Origin of the sequence: Nitrosomonas oligotropha (assembly GCF_009833085.1) — a bacterium.
GTDB lineage: Bacteria > Pseudomonadota > Gammaproteobacteria > Burkholderiales > Nitrosomonadaceae > Nitrosomonas > Nitrosomonas oligotropha.
Window position 1 is genome coordinate 15,082 of the sequence record NZ_QRBZ01000009.1, and the last position, 17,749, is coordinate 32,830.

Annotated in this window: 13 protein-coding genes; 8 read left to right on the plus strand and 5 right to left on the minus strand. The window is 50.2% G+C overall.

Annotated features, from left to right (window positions below; translation table 11 throughout):
* Window positions 1–64: 64 nt before the first annotated feature.
* Complete coding sequence (locus tag ABD07_RS03520) at window positions 65–3,079, plus strand: class I SAM-dependent DNA methyltransferase (protein WP_160817141.1); 3,015 nt, start codon at window positions 65–67, stop codon at window positions 3,077–3,079.
* A 212-nt stretch (window positions 3,080–3,291) separates the two neighbouring features.
* Window positions 3,292–4,635 (plus strand): NADP-specific glutamate dehydrogenase, encoded by a 1,344-nt coding sequence (gdhA, locus tag ABD07_RS03525; RefSeq protein WP_160817142.1) that lies wholly within the window; start codon window positions 3,292–3,294, stop codon window positions 4,633–4,635.
* Window positions 4,636–4,894: 259 nt separating this feature from the next.
* Here gdhA and ABD07_RS03530 read toward each other — a convergent pair whose 3' ends face one another.
* Window positions 4,895–5,266 (minus strand): hypothetical protein, encoded by a 372-nt coding sequence (locus ABD07_RS03530; protein WP_160817143.1) that lies wholly within the window; start codon window positions 5,264–5,266, stop codon window positions 4,895–4,897.
* Between the two features lie 553 nt (window positions 5,267–5,819).
* Between ABD07_RS03530 and ABD07_RS03535 the strand changes: the two genes are divergently transcribed.
* The gene (locus ABD07_RS03535) at window positions 5,820–6,674 is read left to right on the plus strand and encodes a hypothetical protein (protein ID WP_160817144.1); all 855 of its coding nucleotides are present in this window, start codon (window positions 5,820–5,822) and stop codon (window positions 6,672–6,674) included.
* 128 nt (window positions 6,675–6,802) lie between these two features.
* On the opposite strand, the gene ABD07_RS03540 is transcribed toward ABD07_RS03535, so the two are convergent.
* The 3 genes from ABD07_RS03540 to ABD07_RS03550 all read right to left on the minus strand — a co-directional run bounded on the left by ABD07_RS03540 (window position 6,803) and on the right by ABD07_RS03550 (window position 9,959).
* Complete coding sequence (locus ABD07_RS03540; RefSeq protein ID WP_160817145.1) at window positions 6,803–7,153, minus strand: YdbL family probable chaperone protein; 351 nt, start codon at window positions 7,151–7,153, stop codon at window positions 6,803–6,805.
* Window positions 7,154–7,177: 24 nt separating this feature from the next.
* Complete coding sequence (locus tag ABD07_RS03545; RefSeq protein ID WP_108697891.1) at window positions 7,178–7,393, minus strand: YnbE family lipoprotein; 216 nt, start codon at window positions 7,391–7,393, stop codon at window positions 7,178–7,180.
* Window positions 7,394–7,493: 100 nt separating this feature from the next.
* On the minus strand, window positions 7,494–9,959 hold the full coding sequence (locus ABD07_RS03550) for an intermembrane phospholipid transport YdbH family protein (protein WP_160817146.1): 2,466 nt from the start codon (window positions 9,957–9,959) through the stop codon (window positions 7,494–7,496).
* A gap of 225 nt (window positions 9,960–10,184) precedes the next feature.
* Between ABD07_RS03550 and ABD07_RS03555 the strand changes: the two genes are divergently transcribed.
* The 3 genes from ABD07_RS03555 to ABD07_RS03565 all read left to right on the plus strand — a co-directional run bounded on the left by ABD07_RS03555 (window position 10,185) and on the right by ABD07_RS03565 (window position 14,033).
* Window positions 10,185–11,195, plus strand: a complete 1,011-nt coding sequence (locus tag ABD07_RS03555) for a metal-dependent hydrolase (RefSeq protein WP_160817147.1) — start codon at window positions 10,185–10,187, stop codon at window positions 11,193–11,195.
* A 169-nt stretch (window positions 11,196–11,364) separates the two neighbouring features.
* Window positions 11,365–12,855, plus strand: a complete 1,491-nt coding sequence (locus ABD07_RS15270; protein ID WP_205010654.1) for a radical SAM protein — start codon at window positions 11,365–11,367, stop codon at window positions 12,853–12,855.
* Window positions 12,855–14,033, plus strand: a complete 1,179-nt coding sequence (locus ABD07_RS03565; RefSeq protein ID WP_160817149.1) for a glycosyltransferase family 4 protein — start codon at window positions 12,855–12,857, stop codon at window positions 14,031–14,033. The genes ABD07_RS15270 and ABD07_RS03565 overlap by 1 nt, the downstream gene beginning before the upstream one ends.
* A gap of 45 nt (window positions 14,034–14,078) precedes the next feature.
* On the opposite strand, the gene ABD07_RS03570 is transcribed toward ABD07_RS03565, so the two are convergent.
* Entirely contained in the window at window positions 14,079–14,780 is a 702-nt protein-coding gene (locus ABD07_RS03570) for a type 1 glutamine amidotransferase (protein WP_160817150.1), read from the minus strand.
* A gap of 167 nt (window positions 14,781–14,947) precedes the next feature.
* Between ABD07_RS03570 and ABD07_RS03575 the strand changes: the two genes are divergently transcribed.
* Together ABD07_RS03575 and ABD07_RS03580 are read left to right on the plus strand one after the other, a co-directional pair.
* Window positions 14,948–16,330, plus strand: a complete 1,383-nt coding sequence (locus tag ABD07_RS03575; protein WP_160817151.1) for a DUF2868 domain-containing protein — start codon at window positions 14,948–14,950, stop codon at window positions 16,328–16,330.
* 3 nt (window positions 16,331–16,333) lie between these two features.
* The gene (locus tag ABD07_RS03580; RefSeq protein WP_160817152.1) at window positions 16,334–17,740 is read left to right on the plus strand and encodes a GTPase/DUF3482 domain-containing protein; all 1,407 of its coding nucleotides are present in this window, start codon (window positions 16,334–16,336) and stop codon (window positions 17,738–17,740) included.
* The last annotated feature ends 9 nt before the right edge of the window (window positions 17,741–17,749 follow it).

Sequence of the window (17,749 nt, forward strand, 5' to 3'; positions counted from 1 at the left end):
TACTATTTGAATTGGTATATTCTCAAGCAATTGAAACAAGCCTAATAGCACCAAACATAACCGCATGACACCCGAAAGATTCATCAAAACCTGGGTCCAAAATGATCTGACTGAGAAATCGGGAGCGCAGTCGTATATCGAGGATTTATGCGAACTGTTGCAAATCGATAAGCCGCGTAATTCGGAGGATTTTTGCTACGAAAAAGGCGCGATCAAAGATGGCGGGGGGCAAGGCTGGGCAGATGTCTGGAAGCGTGATTGCTTTGCCTGGGAAAACAAGAAGCCCGGCCGCGATCTCAAAGCAGCCTTAGCGCAATTGCGTGAATATGCTGGCAATTTGGGTAATCCACCGCTGCTGATTGTATGCGATCGCGAGCGCATCGAAATTCACACCGCGTTTCGCGGCTACCCGGATGAGCCGCGCAATATTCTGCTTCAAGATATTGGTGACCCAGTCAATCTGCAAATTCTACGCTGGGTATTCACCGACCCAGACAAACTCAAGCCATTGCAGTCCAATGCGGCAATTACCGCCGAGGCCGCTGGTCAATTTGCGGAGTTAGCCGAAGCCATGCGCGAGCGTGGAATCGATCCGCAGCAAGTGGCGCATTTTCTGACGCAATGTATTTTTTGTATGTTTGCTGAGGATGAAGGCTTGCTGCATGCCAGTCCTACCGGCGATCGTGAAATTTTCACCGGCATCCTCAAGGCTGCTAAAACCGATTCACAGAAAGCTGAAGCCCGGATTAAGAACTTGTTTGCCGCAATGCAGAAAAAGGGCGGTATCTACGGCAATGACGATATCGCCTGGTTTAACGGCGGCTTGTTCAAAACCATAGCTGTCCCGCCGCTTACCGGAACCGATCTGAATATTTTGTACCACGCGGCTGAAGGCCGGGATTGGCGGGCAATTGACCCTACTATTTTCGGCACCTTGTTTGAGCGCGGCCTTGATCCCAATAGCCGGGTGCAATTGGGCGCTCACTACACCGATGTAGCCACCATCAACAAGCTGATCGAGCCGCTGATTACCCGGCCATTGAGCGCCGAATGGCAAGCCGTTAAAGCTGAAATTATGGCGGTGCAGGCAACGGCCAGCAAAGTGAAAACGGCGGCGGCCAAAAAGCAGCACAGCAAAACCGCAGCGAACTTGTATCACGGTTATCTGGAGCGCCTGCGCAACTTCCGGGTATTAGACGCGGCATGCGGTTCGGGCAATTTTCTCTATTTAGCGATGCACGCGCTGAAGGATTTGGAACATATCGCCCAATTGGACGCGGAAGCCCTCGGTCTGGGCAAACAACTCACCATCGAAACCGGTACCGGTAACGTTCTTGGACTGGAAATCAACGAATATGCCGCTGAACTGGCACGGGTGACGGTGTGGATCGGCGATATCCAATGGAGTCAGCGCAACGGGCGGGAGATCAACAAAAACCCGATCCTCAGCAGCCTGGACGGCATTCAACATCGTGATGCGCTTCTAAATCCGGACGGCAGCGAAGCGCAATGGCCGATGGCTGATGTGATCATCGGTAATCCGCCGTTTCTGGGCGGAAGCAAGAAGCGTGGCGAATTGGGTAGTGGCTATTTTAATGCCCTAGCCAAAGCCTTTCCCCAAGAGCGAGTGCCGGGTGGTGTGGATTTGGTTTGCTATTGGTTCGACAAAGCACGGCGGCAAATTGAAGACGGTCAAGCTAAAGCGGCGGGCTTGGTGTCCACTAACTCGATACGCGGCGGGGCTAATCGTACAGTGCTCGATAACATTTGCCAGTCGATGCCGATTTTTGACGCCTGGCCGGATGAGAGCTGGTTTGATGCCGGTACAGCGGTGCGTGTATCGCTGATATGTTTTGGCAATACTGGATTGACTGTTGCTCGATTGTCAGGTGAACCGGTGGTGTTGATTCATGCCGATTTGACGGCAGGCGATGGTGAAACGGGAATGGATTTGACCACAGCAAAGCCGATTGGAGAAAACTTTGCTGTTTGCTTCATGGGAGCATCAAAAAAAGCATCTTTTGATATTGAAGGTGATGTGGCAAGATCATGGTTGTCACAGCCTAACCCAAATAGCATGCCGAATCACGGCGTTGTTCGCCCTCTTTGTAACGCGATTGATTTGACCAGACGCAATGGTGATCGATGGATTATTGATTTTGGTGCGACCATGAGCGAGGCCGATGCCAGTCTTTATGAATTACCATTTGAATATGTAGTGAAGTATGTAAAGCCCGAGCGAGAACACAACAATCGTGAGGCTTATCGGAAATATTGGTGGCGACATGGTGAGCCACGTGTTGCTATGCGTGCTGCCTTAGTCGGTTTGCAACGATATATCGCCACCCCCGCTGTCGCCAAACACCGTATATTCATCTGGCTAGATAAGGCTATTCTGCCCGATCAGGCACTCTTAGCCATCGCTCGATCAGACGACACTACCTTTGGTATCCTCCATTCTCGTTTTCATGAATTATGGTCACTGGGATTGTGTACATGGTTGGGAGTTGGCAACGATCCACGCTACACCCCCACTACTTGCTTCGAGACCTTCCCATTTCCCGAAGGATTGACTCCGGCTGACACCGCGCCCAAAAGTAAAGAAGAAAAACGAGCGTTAGGCTATAAGGACTCTGACAATCAAGCAAGGACTTGGGAGTGCATCGCTCCTATCCCGGCAATCATTGCAAACGAATCACAGCGGCCCGCAGCCTCGGCGATTGCCGAAGCTGCTTTTAAATTAAATCAATTGCGCAATAACTGGCTTAACCCGTCCGAATGGGTGGATTGGGTGATTACCGCTGAAGAGCAAAAGGCAGGTTTCCCCCAACGCCCGGTTGCCAAACCTGGCCATGAAAGCGAATTAAAAAAGCGCACTCTCACCAACTTGTACAACGCTAAACCTGCTTGGCTAATTAACGCACATCAAGTTCTCGATGCTGCCGTCGCCCAAGCCTATGGCTGGGACGATTACACGCCGGATATGCCCGATACGGAAATTTTGCAGCGCTTGTTGCAGCTGAATTTGCAGCGGAGTGGCCGTCAAAACTCAATTTTGCCGCATCATGAAAAAAACTAGCGGTATGGCTCCTGACTATGGGTACACTTTCGGCAGTTCGCGCGCTGCTAAAAAATGAGAAGAAATGACACTCAAGGGAGGAGCAAAAATGACTCAGATTAAGCAGCATCGGTAAAAATCCACCTTTTTAATAAAAATACAGTGCAGCTTGTACATTAATTTGGCAAAATTGGGCCATTTGCTGATAACCTTTCACTTACCGGGGAAATAAAATGAAATATAAGAGTCTTCAAGAGTTCAGCGCCGATGTGGCGGGGCGCAATCCGAACCAACCAGAGTATATGCAGGCGGTCACAGAAGTGATCGAAAGTTTGTGGCCGTTTATATTGGAGCATCCTCGCTATGCCGAGCATGGCTTGCTGGATCGCTTGGTTGAGCCGGAGCGCGTGATTATATTTCGGGTATCCTGGGTGGATGATCACGGTGAAGTCCGGGTCAATCGCGGTTATCGCATACAGCACAGTTCTTCCATCGGGCCTTATAAAGGCGGGATCCGGTTTCATCCGTCGGTTAATTTGTCGATTCTTAAATTCCTGGCGTTTGAGCAGACCTTCAAAAATGCCCTGACCACATTACCGATGGGCGGCGGCAAGGGTGGTTCCGATTTCGATCCGAAAGGCAAAAGCCCCGGTGAAATCATGCGTTTCTGCCAAGCGTTTATCAGCGAATTGTTCCGCCATATCGGTTCGGATACCGACGTTCCTGCGGGCGATATCGGTGTCGGCGGGCGGGAAGTCGGCTTTATGGCGGGTATGATGAAGAAATTATCCAACCGCGCGGATTGCGTATTTACCGGTAAAGGATTGAGTTTCGGCGGGTCATTGATACGTCCCGAAGCAACCGGTTACGGCACGGTGTATTTTGCTCAGGAAATATTGCAGCACGCGGGGCGCTCGCTTGAAGGCATGCGCGTTTCGGTTTCCGGTTCCGGCAATGTGGCGCAATTTGCCGTGGAAAAAGCCATGTTGCAAGGCGCAAAAGTGGTGACTGTATCCGATTCGAGCGGCACGATCGTCGACGAAGCGGGTTTCACTCCCGAAAAACTGGCGATTCTGGCCGAGGTAAAAAATCACTTGTATGCGCGCCTTGATGAATACGCCAAACGCGTCAACGTCACCTATCTACCCGGTGCAAAACCCTGGCATGTACCCGTCCAAGTGGCATTGCCTTGCGCAACACAGAATGAATTGAACGGTGACGATGCGCGGGCGCTGGTCAAGAATGGCGTGATTTGCGTGGCCGAAGGCGCCAACATGCCATCGACTGCAGAAGCCGTCGAATGTTTCCTGCACAACAAAGTGCTCTATGCGCCGGGCAAAGCCAGTAACGCCGGTGGTGTTGCGACGTCGGGCCTGGAAATGAGCCAGAATGCCATGCGCATATCCTGGACGCGCGAAGAAGTCGATGCGCGCCTGAAAGAAATCATGCAAGCGATCCACAAATCCTGTTTGAAATACGGCACCAAAGCCGACGGCAGCGTGAACTACGTGGATGGCGCCAATATCGCCGGTTTTGTCAAAGTGGCTGAAGCCATGCTGGGGCAGGGTGTCATTTAGCACACAGGCGGAATACCTGACTTCGGGTAAGTGATGTTAAAAACTCTGATGAGCTGCCATCATTTTTTGGCAAGCTCATCGGGCTGTCTTCAGTACCAAGGCTTGATTGTTGCCGATGAGATAAAGCGCGATAAAACCGCCGCCGCTTGATGGTCTAATAATCCGGTTGATTCGAGCGTTACCGATCTCTGTTGTAAAGAATGGGTAACGCTCTTTGTTTGGCAGGATGTGTGAAGTTAAGCCGAACGGCTATGGCTTACTATTTCAAGAATTGTTCATCCTTTTTTTCCGCGTTTTCTTCCGCTGCTTTTGCATCCGCGCCATCACTGGCCAATTTGCTGCCGACATAGCTTCCCACCGCGCCACCGACTAATGCGGGCATTGCGGATTGCAAGAGGGATGGGCTTTGAGCCTGTGCATTCGGTGCTGCGGCTGGGGCATTTGCGTTAGCTGCTTGCGCTGGCTGAGCTGGCGCAGGTTGATTTGGTGTGGTTGCTTGTTTTTGTTGTGCGGCCGGTTTGGAGCTCACTGGCGCTTTTGATACGCTGCCTTTACTGCCTTTGTTACTTTTCGCGTACAGATTGTTTGTAAACACCAAGGAAATCAAAACAACAAAAAGTAATTTCTTCATATATGTATTAAGCCTATAAAAATTAATCTTAAATTAAAATAACAAATCCGTTGCGATCAACATCAATGTTTCCGTTTTTGTGACAGATACAAACTTATTGTCATAAGCGTAGCTTCATGGCATTTTACCATCCAATCCCGATGCGATGGCACACGCTTCATGCCACAAGGGCGTCTCTTTGCATGCCATGAGATGGCTGGCCATCAACGTGCGCCGCAATTTTGAGAATAATTTTAGCTTGTGTCAATCAGCGGTAAGGATTTCGCAATTCAGGAATCTTGCGCGGAGAATATTTTTCCATTGATTGCATGTATCTCATATAGAATGCTTGCGTTTGGATCGATTGAGATGGGATACCTTGTCAGATGACTGATTTAATAGAAATTACTATTTATTCTGTAATTGCGTTGATCGCTGGATTGATTGTTGCGCAGATAATCAAGGATAAATTCCTGAAATAAACAGTAGAGCTGATTCATCACGCTACCCGCCTGATACCGTTGAAAGTCAACATGATGTTTATGGTGCTACTGGATAGTTTGCCGGGAAGGCTATGAATCCCGCTCAGCTTGTACTATTCGCCCTCGCCAGCGGCCGTTCGGGCACCAGCTATCTCGCCGATTTCTTCTTGAAGAATATTACGCACTGTTACAGCACGCACGAGCCTTACTTCACACCGGGTAATCCCACACTGTTCGGCAAACCCATTGAATGGAACACGCAGGGTAACGACAACGCATTAATCCCGGTGCTGGAACGCAAATGCCGTTTTATCGCGGGCCGCCAGCAACCGTTTTATTTTGAATCGAATCATGCTTTTCTGAAAGCTTTTAACCGCCATGCCGGAAACCTGCTGCGCAATCCCGGTTTTATTCATCTGGTACGCAATCCATTGCTCGTTGCAAAAAGCGAATATGTGCGCGAACAGGCTATACGCCGGTTGCATCTGCCGTTTGCGGAATATACCAGCGATAGCGGCGAACGTTTGTTCCGCTGGGCTTTAACCGGGCATGAAGCATTGTTCCGGCACTATCCGCGCACACTCAGCCGTTTTCAGTTTTATCTGCTGCAATGGCTGGAGATCGAGCACCGGGCGGTGCAGCTGATCCGGGATAACCAGTGGCAGGATCGCGTGTTTTTTATCGATGTCGACGCCGATCTCAAACGGGACGGGGTGTTAAAAGACATGGTTCGATTTTTTGACTTACCGCATCAGGACGTGTTCAACCTGAATTTGCGCCGCAACAAAACCCCGTTTATGGGTCCGACTATCATTACGGCACAGGATCAGCAGGAATTCCGGGCGATTGCGCGTGATTTGCCAGATAACTACAAAGCATTGTTGCGCGCCGAACCTTATCGTCATTGCAGCTGGTATGACGAAGTCAGTCTGTTGATGGCGGATTAACGGATGAATCCCTTTGGGGACCGGACTGCGAGCATCTGACGCATGTCAAAATAGGACAATGGTTTTTAGCGTCAGTACTCGCTGATGATGCTCGCCGGTTTTAACTGTAGTTTAACTTGCAGGGCCTGCTATTTCTGTTTCCATTGTCCATTCAGCTGAATCCAAGTTCCGGACGGGACTTTGCGGATGATTTCTTCAGCATACACTTTACCGACTTGTTCGATATCGATTCCCTGAGCAGTGGCTTTTTCCTGGTAAATCGACCGGCGTTTTGCATTAATCTCATCCGCTTCTCCGCGGGCGCTGGGTTGGCGCGCGACGACATAGCCATCGTAACTTTCGCCGACTGCGCCCGATGCACGCAGATTCTCGATGGAATCGGCCCAGGCGGGTATTGCGTTGAGCATGAATGCCAGCAGCATGGCTTGGCCGATTTTTGCGAAAGGTTTTTTAACTGTCATGTTTGCAGTACGCTGCATAGTGTTCTCCTCGTCTCGTTGATATCAGAAGATGCCAGGATTGGCCGCGATATCTTTTTTGGCTTGCTCTTCAAGCTTTACCCGGATGTCGGCATCCAGCTTGATATTGAGATTAATTGTGATCGGTTCCTGCGGTGACTCCACTTTAACGGTCGGCGCGCATGCAGTGATCGTCAGGCAGTATAGGATCAGGATGACTTTGATTAATGTCGCGTTGGTTATTCGATCAATTTTGCGCATGATTGCACTCCTTTTCTGATGGATTCCCGCGCTCCATTCTGATTGGGAATCCGGTAATTAGCATACTGTGTTCCATGGTTTCAATTTAACGCGGGCGGACTTAATGGAACCTTAATGAGCCGCGCAGAATTTCATGCGATAAGTTGTAGCCTTGATTAATCGTTTGCAGAATTTTATCGATATCCGTTTCGAGCTTGATATTCAAACGGAATGCCTGCCCGTCTTTCACCTTGGGATTATTCCCCAACAACGACAGTTTGGCTACCAGATCGTGCGTAACCGATTTGTCGAGATCCAGCGACAGTTCGGTGTAGTGAAAATCCTGTGCCGCTTGCAGTAATAAATTCATTTCCTTACCGGCGGAAGCCATCATTTTTGAGGCTTTTTCTGATTTGAAGCGCAAAATCCCCGGAGCTTGCGCTGCAAGGTGGCCGTTGGTGATGGTCACTTGATTTTCTGCCAATGTCAGCGGGATCTGACCGTCCAAATGACCGCTTCCCGTCAATCCATCAACCTTAATGACATTAAAGAGGGTTTCCAGGTCGATGTTGCTGATGCGGATCAAAGTGTCGGAACGTGCCGCGGCCGGGTCGATGACGGTAGGCACCACGGCAATCGTGCCCTCCAGCACGGAGAATTGCGCCTGCTCGATGGCGATGCGAGGCGGGCTGGTGCCTTCGATATGATAGGAAACCAGCAGATTTTCCAGCGGAACACCGGCGTCAATGCGCTGAATGGTGATTGTCTGGTGTGGCGGAGTGCGGGGCGATAATAAATCCACCAAGTTAAGATTGATATTCAGATCGCTGAGTTTTGTATTTTCACGGGCAAACGATAAGTTGCGTAATTCAAATGCAGCCTGGCTGTTCTTCATGCCTTCCTTGGACCATTTGAATTGAACATTAGCGCCGAGATGTCCACTGACATCCTCAAGTTGCGCAAGAGCGGGGGAGAGCACGCCGGGCTGCAAACCCTCCGGTGAGAAACGGATGGGAATAATTTCCGCCTGTAGCATGCCATCGCCACTCGCGGGTGCATGACGGCCGCTGATTTTTAAATAACGCAATTCCGGCACACCGCCCGCGATGTTCAGCCCATACACGACCGGTTCCCCAGCTGCCGCTTCATTGCGGACACTGCCGGTGATAGACAGCGCAGCAAATAGCGGCTCAGATGCCAGGTGTTGCAACCGGGCGATGGCAAAATCCGCCGCAGTGCCTATCTCGGCATCGTTCAAATGCACAGTGGCGGAAAAATCCTTCATTTGCAGATCGGATTGCGGCAACGTGAAACCCGCATCGCTGATGGTAAATCGTCCTTGGTAATCGGTGCCGGTACTGAGCTTCCCGGCCAAGGTTATTTTTCCGGGATGAATTTGCGCTTCAATGGCGGAAGATTCCGCGCGATCGACACGCACGTTCAGATTACCGGGAGCTATCGCGATATCGTGCGCGAGTGCCCAGCCCTGAGAGCTTTTTGCTAATTCCAGATTGGCTTGCGGGATTGACAACTGGAATGCATTCAGCAAATGCACAGGTGTGCCGGAGTCGATCTTGCCAACAGTGATCTGCCCTGGATTGCGTAATGCAACTTGCCAATTATCCCGGTTGGAAGTGATTTGTATGGGTAAAGAAACAGAGAATTGCTGAACTTTGAGCGGCTCCGCAGCATATTGACCGCCGCTGGCTTCGAGATCCAGTGATCCCGTTAAGGATTGTGTTGAAGCGCGAATATCGCCCTTCAGGGTGATTCGGTCGATGACTGTATCCCCTAGAGCTGGCGCTAGCGGATTTTTATCAGTGGAATCGGACACGGGTTTTACGATTGCTTTTCCCGGCAGTTTGATGCCGGATAATGCGAATTCGGTTTGGATATGTTGTAGCTGCAATGCGGCGAACGAAAATGCCGCTTCACCGGAAAAACTGGAGATACTCGCTTCGGGCAATCCCAGCACCCCATCGGAAATGGCAAATTTCCCTTGTATGTTTCCTTTTCTATCCAGTGTCGCCGTCAGTAAGCTTTTGCTTTGTGCCAACGAACCAGAAACGATTACACTCAAGCGTATCGTCTGTGTATCCGGCTGGTTTTGCGCAATGTCACCGGATAGCGCGATGGCCGCATCGCCAGCGGTTGAGCGCAGATGAATCGCGGAGTCCTTGAGTGAAAAGTTTGGCAACCAGGGAAGGCTGATACTTTTTTCAGGTGCGGCAGTCATGGGGGTAGTGGAACTCAACAACGGGTGCGCCGCGTTCAGGTCGAATGCCACGTGCAAACCGCTGACCTCAACTGAAATTGGCTTACCGGCAAGCAGATCCGGTACATTCCATGTGACGAGCATGTTATCCAAGCGCAACTCTTTATTTTTACCTGCCGACAACCCCTTCAAACGGAACGTATTGAATGAGAGATCCAAATCGGCAATGGATTGCAGCGGTAAGCCCTGCTTATTCAACTGCTGGCCGATCAAGGTTTCCAGTAGCGGATTGCGGAAAACATAAAGACCTGCCCCGGCAAAAACGGCGAGACTGATTAGGATCAGCAATCCGGTCTTTAAGAGTTTTCCCATGGTATCAATTGTATAGGGTTGCAAGCATTGAATTGACTTTTAATTCGATTAATACAGCTCTGATTAGCTTCGTTTCAACGCTTTAACACGATATCACAACTGCATTGCCTTGCAGTATTTTATGTTTCACTGTGTTTGCGTGAAAAATCGTAAAGAATCACGCGCCTCTTTTATACTACGCATCTTCTGCAGAAGAGATTTTTTATTCACTATCGTTACGACACTATGGATTTATTGACCCAAGGACTCCTCGGCGCCACGATGGCGCAGTCGGGCGCGAAACAACAAGAAGCACGCATCGCAACCGGCATAGGCTTCGTTGCCGGTATTGCGGCGGATGTCGATATTCTGATTCAATCGGAGAACGATCCGTTGTTGAATATCGAATTTCACCGGCATTTCACGCACTCGCTGTTTTTTGTGCCGCTCGGCGCTTTGATTGTCGCGCTGCTGCTCTGGCCGTTTTTACGTAAACGCCTGACTTTTGCGCGGCTGTACCTGTTTACCTTTCTCGGTTATTGCTTGAGTGGCGTGCTGGATGCGTTTACCAGCTATGGCACCAATCTGCTCTGGCCGGTCAGCGATGCGCGTGTGGCGTTGAATATCATTTCGGTGCTGGACCCGGCTTTCACATTGATCTTACTGGCCGCCGGAGTGATTGCTTTCAGGAAATACAGTCATACCGCAGCGCGTATCGGATTGCTGCTAGCGGCGATCTATTTGTCGTTCGGGTGGATGCAACTGCATCGTGCTGAAACCATCGCGGAAACATTGATTGCGGAAAGAGGGCATCGTGCGGAACAATTGCTGGTCAAGCCAACGCTTGCCAATCTGGTACTGTGGCGTTCCATCTACGAATTTGAAGGCAAATTCTATGTGAATGCCATCCGCGCCGGTTTGTTTTCCGAACCGCGCATCTATCCGGGAGAGTCGATTGAAAAATTTGTGCTGGAACGCGATTTGAGCGATCTGCCAGTTTCATCAGTGCTGGCACAAGATATTGCGCGCTTCAGCCATTTCTCCGCCGGATTCCTCGCCATCCGCCCGGAACAACCGAACGTGCTGGTCGATGTGCGCTATTCCAATCTGCCTACAACGACCGCGCCGCTCTGGGGCATCGAGATCAACCCGGAGCAACCGGATCAGCATGCGAAATACAAGCTTTACCGCGATTCATCCAGCGTGACGCGAGAGAGGTTTATTAAACTATTATTAGGTGAGCATTTATTAGACTAAGCAGATTATGCCCCAACAGCGAATGTTTATAGCCCCGGGGTCTGCTGAATTTATGTGGTCTTATTGATTATTTTGCTATCTATCCATCTTCTGCTGTTTGTTTATTGTTTCAACAATACTATTTTAGGCAGAGAGCTCATTAAATACTGTTTGAAGGGAATCATTTGTGGTGGCTAAAGGTAAAGTTTTGCTAGTGGATTTGAATAATTATGCCCGTTATCCTTCTCTTGGAATTGGTTATCTTGTTGCGCCACTTCGTGCTGCGGGCTACGAGGTAGAATTACTATCTCCAATGGCGCATGGTCAGGGTGGTGTGATGCGCGAGCACCAAGAAAACATCCTAGATCACTTGATGCGTCGAATATATATGGCCCCGCCTGGTTGGCTATGGCAGCACCAGGATTGGCTCTATGAGATTTATAGGGTGTGGAAGCAGCGCTTGACATTTCAACGCCGCAACCTGCTTCAAGCCGAGATCGAATGTGGCAAAGCGGATGTGATTTTGTTGTCTGCATACCTTTCACATCGCAAACCAGTCGAGTTCATTGCCGGTATTGCAGCGCGTCTTGGTGTGCCTGTCCTACTCGGTGGACCAGCCTTTACTTTACCTGGTACGGCAAAAGATTGGGCGCGAATAGCTGGTGTTAGTGCAGTTTTTAGTGGCGAAGCGGAATTTGTCATCGTAGACCTTGTCCGTGCGCTGATTCGCGGTGTTTCCGTGTATAATTATACTGGTATCTTTGTGCATTCTGAAAGAGCTTCTCAAATTGGATGTGGTTCGATGCTTGAGCCACTTGCGGAGCTGAATGAGTTGCCGATACCTGATCTCAGTGATTTTCCATGGGAGCTCTATCCTCACAGGATTGTGCCATTGATGGCTAGTCGTGGTTGCGGCTGGGGCCGCTGTACTTTTTGCAGCGATGTTATTACCGCAAACGGACGCACTTTTCGCAGCCGTAGTCTCGAGCATGTGCTTGACGAAATTGAAACTCAGTCGAGACAGTACCAGGCTCGAGATTTTATTTTCTTGGATATCAAGCTCAATTCCGATGTTAATCTTTGGCGAGGGATTATTGATAATATCCAGAAGCGAGTTCCTGGCGCTAAATGGATTGGTACGGTGCACGTCAATTCGATGGGAGACAACGGACTCGATCAGGATACTCTTGTACGTGCGCATGAGTCAGGTCTTGTACGTATCAGCTTTGGAATGGAATCGGGTAGTCAGAAGATGTTGCGGCGTATGGCAAAGGGCTGTAAGGTTGAGCTCAATGAAGCATTTATTCGAGCTGCAAGTCGTGCCGGCATCAGCGTGCGTTCGACAATGATGGTCGGTTACCCGGGTGAATCTACAGGTGATGTAGATTTAACTACACAGTTTCTGGAACGCAATGCCGAATACTTGGATCGTATTAATTTATGTCGTTTTAAACCTATCCCTGGTACCGCTTTTCAATCACTATACGACCATCGGCCTGAGCGATTTGAAGATATTCAGGTTTTTAAGTGGGATTATCGTTTTGCGCGTGCGTCATATCGACCTAGTCAGATGCGCGATCGTCGGTACCGTTTAGCAGTTCTTAAGATGCTAAATGTCGTACACATAATTAATCGTAAACCTTTGCGTGACAATATGATTCAGTTTGATGGGCTAATGTGATGCAAAAGAATATTTCCGAGACGTCTCAACAATTGCGGCAACCTTTGATTTTTTTCACTGGCCCATTTCCACCACCTGTGCATGGTATGGCCGTAGCAACCGGGCTTCTGGCGGCGGCACTAGGTGAGCGCTTTCATGTGCGTCGTTTTAACATCGCGGCTCGCCGTCTTACAGGTTTAAAAATACTTGATATTCCTGCTCGTATGCTAAGAGCTCTATGGACTCTAGCCTCATTTGCGTGGTTGAGTTTCCGGCGCCGCCCTGAAGTCGTCGTAATCGCATTATCCGTTGGCTATGCAAAGGTGTTTGATCTTGCTTGTATTGCCATTGGCTTGTTAGCAAGTAGGCCGATTTATATAACTCACCATAGTTTCGTGGTTTTTAATCGCGTGGCGCCAGATCGCTTGATTAAAATTGCGTTGCCTCTGCTTCGCCGGTGTAAACACATCACGCTCTGTGGGCGGATGAAGCTTGAGCTGATTTCAGCATGGAATATTGAAGATGCAAACGTTGCTGTGCTGTCTAATGCTGCACTAGTAAGAATACCAGCGACCAACCTTGAGGCTGGATCACCGTCGATACAATCTGTGCGATGCGGGGCATATCATTTAGGGTTTATCGCTAATCTCTGTGCCGAAAAGGGGCTATGGACGTTTTTAGATACTGTAGATCGACTGCAAGCAATCGGTCATACAGTAGTTGCTACCATCGCTGGGCCAGTAGAACCGGCAGATGCTTTGTTAGAGAAGGAGCTAAAACAACGATTGCACGCAATGAAGAATGTTTCCTGGCTTGGTGCAGTGCACGGCAGAGAACGTACTCACTTCTATCAAGAACTCGACTTGCTAGTTTTTCCGACGGTATATCCTAACGAATCAGAACCACTTGTAATTCTCGAAGCGTTAGCCCATGGCGTACCCGTGGTGACAACACCACGCGGATGTATTGCGAGTTCACTTGCTGATGGCAATGCTGTTCGTGCTTTCCCTGAGGCAAGTTTTGTTGATGATGCTGTAGCAGCAATTGATGCTGATCTGCAAGCTATTAAGCCTCAATCTGAACGTGAAGCACTCGCAAAACAGCATTATCATCAATTGCAGGAGATCGGAGATAAGCAACTGAAGATGCTCATTGAATCAATGTTTTGTTTGCAGAAAAAACACTCATCACGACATTGATCGGAGCTTGATTTTATAATTGCTGTTATTCAATTCAATAATAAATTACTTCAAATGCACAATCCATTTCCGGTACAGCCGCTCAGCTACTACATTTAACCCCGCAACACGTTCCAGTAAATTTTTTTCGATTTCTTCCAGCGATTGCACCGACGGCTCGTTGAGGCTGGCGAGTTCTTCTGCGCCGACGCTGCACCAGTCGATGATCAGGCGTTCGGTCATTTCGACGTGGCACTGCATGCCGAGATGCATACCGAGGGCAAACGCCTGATTTTCGCAGTACGGGCTGGACAGAATGCACGTAGCGCCTTGCGGGATGCTGAATGCTTCGCCATGCCAGTGGAATGAATTGAAAGTTGTCAGATCGCCAAACCATGTGCGGGCAACCGGATTGTCCTGTACGCTGACTTCGCCCCAGCCCATTTCCTTGACCGGATTGGCGCTGACCACGCCATCCAAGGCTTTAGCCATGAGTTGACCACCCAGACAATGGCCCAGTACCGGAACGTCTTGAGCAATCGCTTGGCGGATTAATGTCAATTCCTGCTCGATCCACGGTAAGTCGTCGTTGACGCTCATCGTTCCGCCCATGAACACCAGACCGCTGAATCCATCGATGCTGGCGGGCGGTTGTTCTCCGGCGTCGATTTTGATCAGACGCCACGGAATATGATTGTTGTCGAGAAATGTGGCAAAATAGCCAGGCCCTTCGATGGGGATATGTCTGAATATTGCGACCGGCTTCATGGAATCTTCCTGCATAATTTTTGAATGATCTGATAACGAATTTTAGCTTGTTTTGCAGCAAATTTTCTGCTGAAAATCCGGGCAAACCTTTCTTTGATACCTGTGAAACACAACGTCAACACCAATTACGAGATCCGAGTGGGCATTCTGCCGGAATGGACTCTTTCATGTCTGTAAACAAACATACCTTCATTGATTTGGTGCGCATTGAACAATTGCGCAAAATCGAGTCCGCCAAAGCCGGTGAGCTATCGTACGAGGGCATTAAAAATATGCCTGGCTCCGCAGCCGGTGACTTCAACTATACGGAATTTATTCATCGCCTGGGGCTGCGCGCCAAGCACTTGATCCGCGATAACGTGCTGGATGATGTATTGCAGCAGCCACGTAAGCAATTTACCCGGGCGCGCTGGATTTGTCTGATTGCTGCGCTTACTTTGGGTGGATTGGCGGCTAGCCAAGCAGTCAGCGAATCTTCCACATTGAATATTTACTGGTTGCTGGCGGTGCTGCTCGGATTCAACATGATTTCGCTATTGCTGTGGTTAGCGGGCATTGTCTTGAATTTGCAAAGTTTGAGCAGCGGTATCGTGGCGCAATTGGCCAGCTGGTTGCCTTACCGGCACAAGAAAGAGCCGACGGTTGCATCGCTGGCATCGCACGCGTGGTGGGAGAGTTGTTTAACCGGTAGGGTGGGCAAATGGCGTATCAGTGTTTTGACGCATCAATTCTGGCTGACCTATTTAACCGCCGGTCTGGTGTTGCTGATCTTGCTCATGCTGGCCAGGCAATATAATTTCATCTGGGGTACCACATTGCTGCCGGATAGCACGTTGCCGAGACTCACGGAAATCCTTGGCACGCCATTGGAGGCGATGGGGTTGAAAATTCCGGATAACCCGCAAACGGTTGCCAGCCGCATCGGGACAGGCAAACAAGACGCGGAGACGCGCACCGCGTGGGCGGTTTTCCTGATTGGAGCCTTGCTGGTGTATGGCATATTCCCGCGTCTGTTATTGCTTGGGTTTTCCTGGCTCATGCAGCAGTGGAGTGAAAGCCGCTTCAAGCTCGATTTGTACTTACCCTATTACATTGAATTGCGTCAGCGTCTGATGGCGCGCGACGTGAAAGCGCAAGTCATCGATGCCGATCCGCAAGCCGGTATGAAGCCTGCGGAAGTTGCCCGTCCGCCGGAGAATGTCGCTATTCCGGCCAACGCGCAAGCCTTCGGCATTGAGCTGGACGATGCCACGCACTGGCCGGAATCCGTTGCTTGCCGCTTGAATATTGTCGATCAGGAATCGCATGACGAGGCCATGACATTGATAAAAAATCTCAACGGTCCGTTGCTGCTGGGCGTGGCGGCGCACCGTTTACCCGATCGCGGCGTGCAGCGCTTGATCAAGGAATTGGTCGACGGCAGCAACGCTAAGCCGTGGCTGATTCTGTTGAGCAAACCATCCGCGCCGGTGACCAGTGCGCGCGAATTCGCCTGGTTCCGTCTGGCGGAAGTCTGCGGCATTCCGGCAGAACATGTCATCACCCGGTAAATCATGAACATCCCTAACCCACAGCATCCGCAAGCGGATTCATTGCTGAATATAGCCGTCGTCGGGCATACCAATACCGGCAAGACATCGCTGATCCGCACCATGCTGCGCAGCACTGAATTCGGTGTGATTGAAGATGGCGCGGGTACCACGCGGCATGTCGAGCAAGCGACGATATCCGCCGACAATGAAGCGGTTTTGAAATTGTATGACACGCCCGGCCTGGAGGATTCCCGGGCTTTGTTTGCGCATATCAAGAAGCTGCAAGCCAAAGCGAAATCTTTGTCTCCTACTCAGATTCTGGAACAGTTTATTGCGCAAGTAACGGTCAACGACCCGCTGGAACAGGAAGCGAAAGTGATCCGCCAGGTATTGCGCAGCGATATCCTGCTTTACATTATCGATGTGCGCGAACCTTTCCTGGAAAAATACCGGCTGGAATTGGAAATTCTGACACAGGTCAGCAAACCGATTATTCCGGTTTTTAACTTTATCGCCGGACATGACCGGGAGCTGGCGAAATGGCGCGAGCATCTGGCGTCTTTCCACATGCATGCCACGCTGGAATTCGATACCGTGGCGTTTACGTTTGAAGCGGAAAAGCGCTTGTATCAGAAGATGCAGACGCTGGTGGAATCTCACTACGACCGGCTGCAGAAGCTGATCGATTACCGCGCCCAATTATGGAATCAGCTGTGTTTGTCGGGTGCTAAGCGGGTTGCCGGATTGATTGTCACGGTCGCTTGCTACCGTGAAAGTAAATCCGCGCAGAATAATTTGATCGCCCACTCGCTGGTTGAAGACCGGTTGCACGATTTTGTCCGCAAGGCCGAGCAGCATTGCCTGCACGATCTGTTAGCCATTTTTAATTTCTCGGAAAAAGACGTTGCCATTCAGAAAATCCCGGTCAGTAACGGGCAATGGCAGCTGGATATTTTTGCACCCGGTATCCTCAAAGCGTATGGACTGGACCTCGGCAGCGCCGCGGCCAAAGGCGCTGCCGCGGGCGCCGGAATTGATTTGATGGTCGGAGGCATGAGTCTGGGCGCAGCCAGCGCGTTAGGGGCAATTGCCGGTGCCGGCTGGTCGACCTTCAAGCGCTATGGCGACGAGATCAAAGCGACGGTCAAAGGCACGCAATGGCAGTGTGCCGACGAAACCACGCTGCAAGTTTTGTATTTGCGTCAGAAACATTTGCTGAGAAAACTGATGCATCGCGGTCATGCCGCGCAGGACAGGCTGCATGTGGACAAAGCCGACAGCGAGAAATTGCCCGCAAACTGGACTAAACTGACCAGCGCGTTACGCCAGAACCCGGCTTGGCAGGAACCGTCTGCTGCGCGTAACAGCAATACGCAATATCTGGAGATAGAAGCGAAACTGGTGGAAGCGTTGCTGGATGAAAGTTGAGGGATGTTG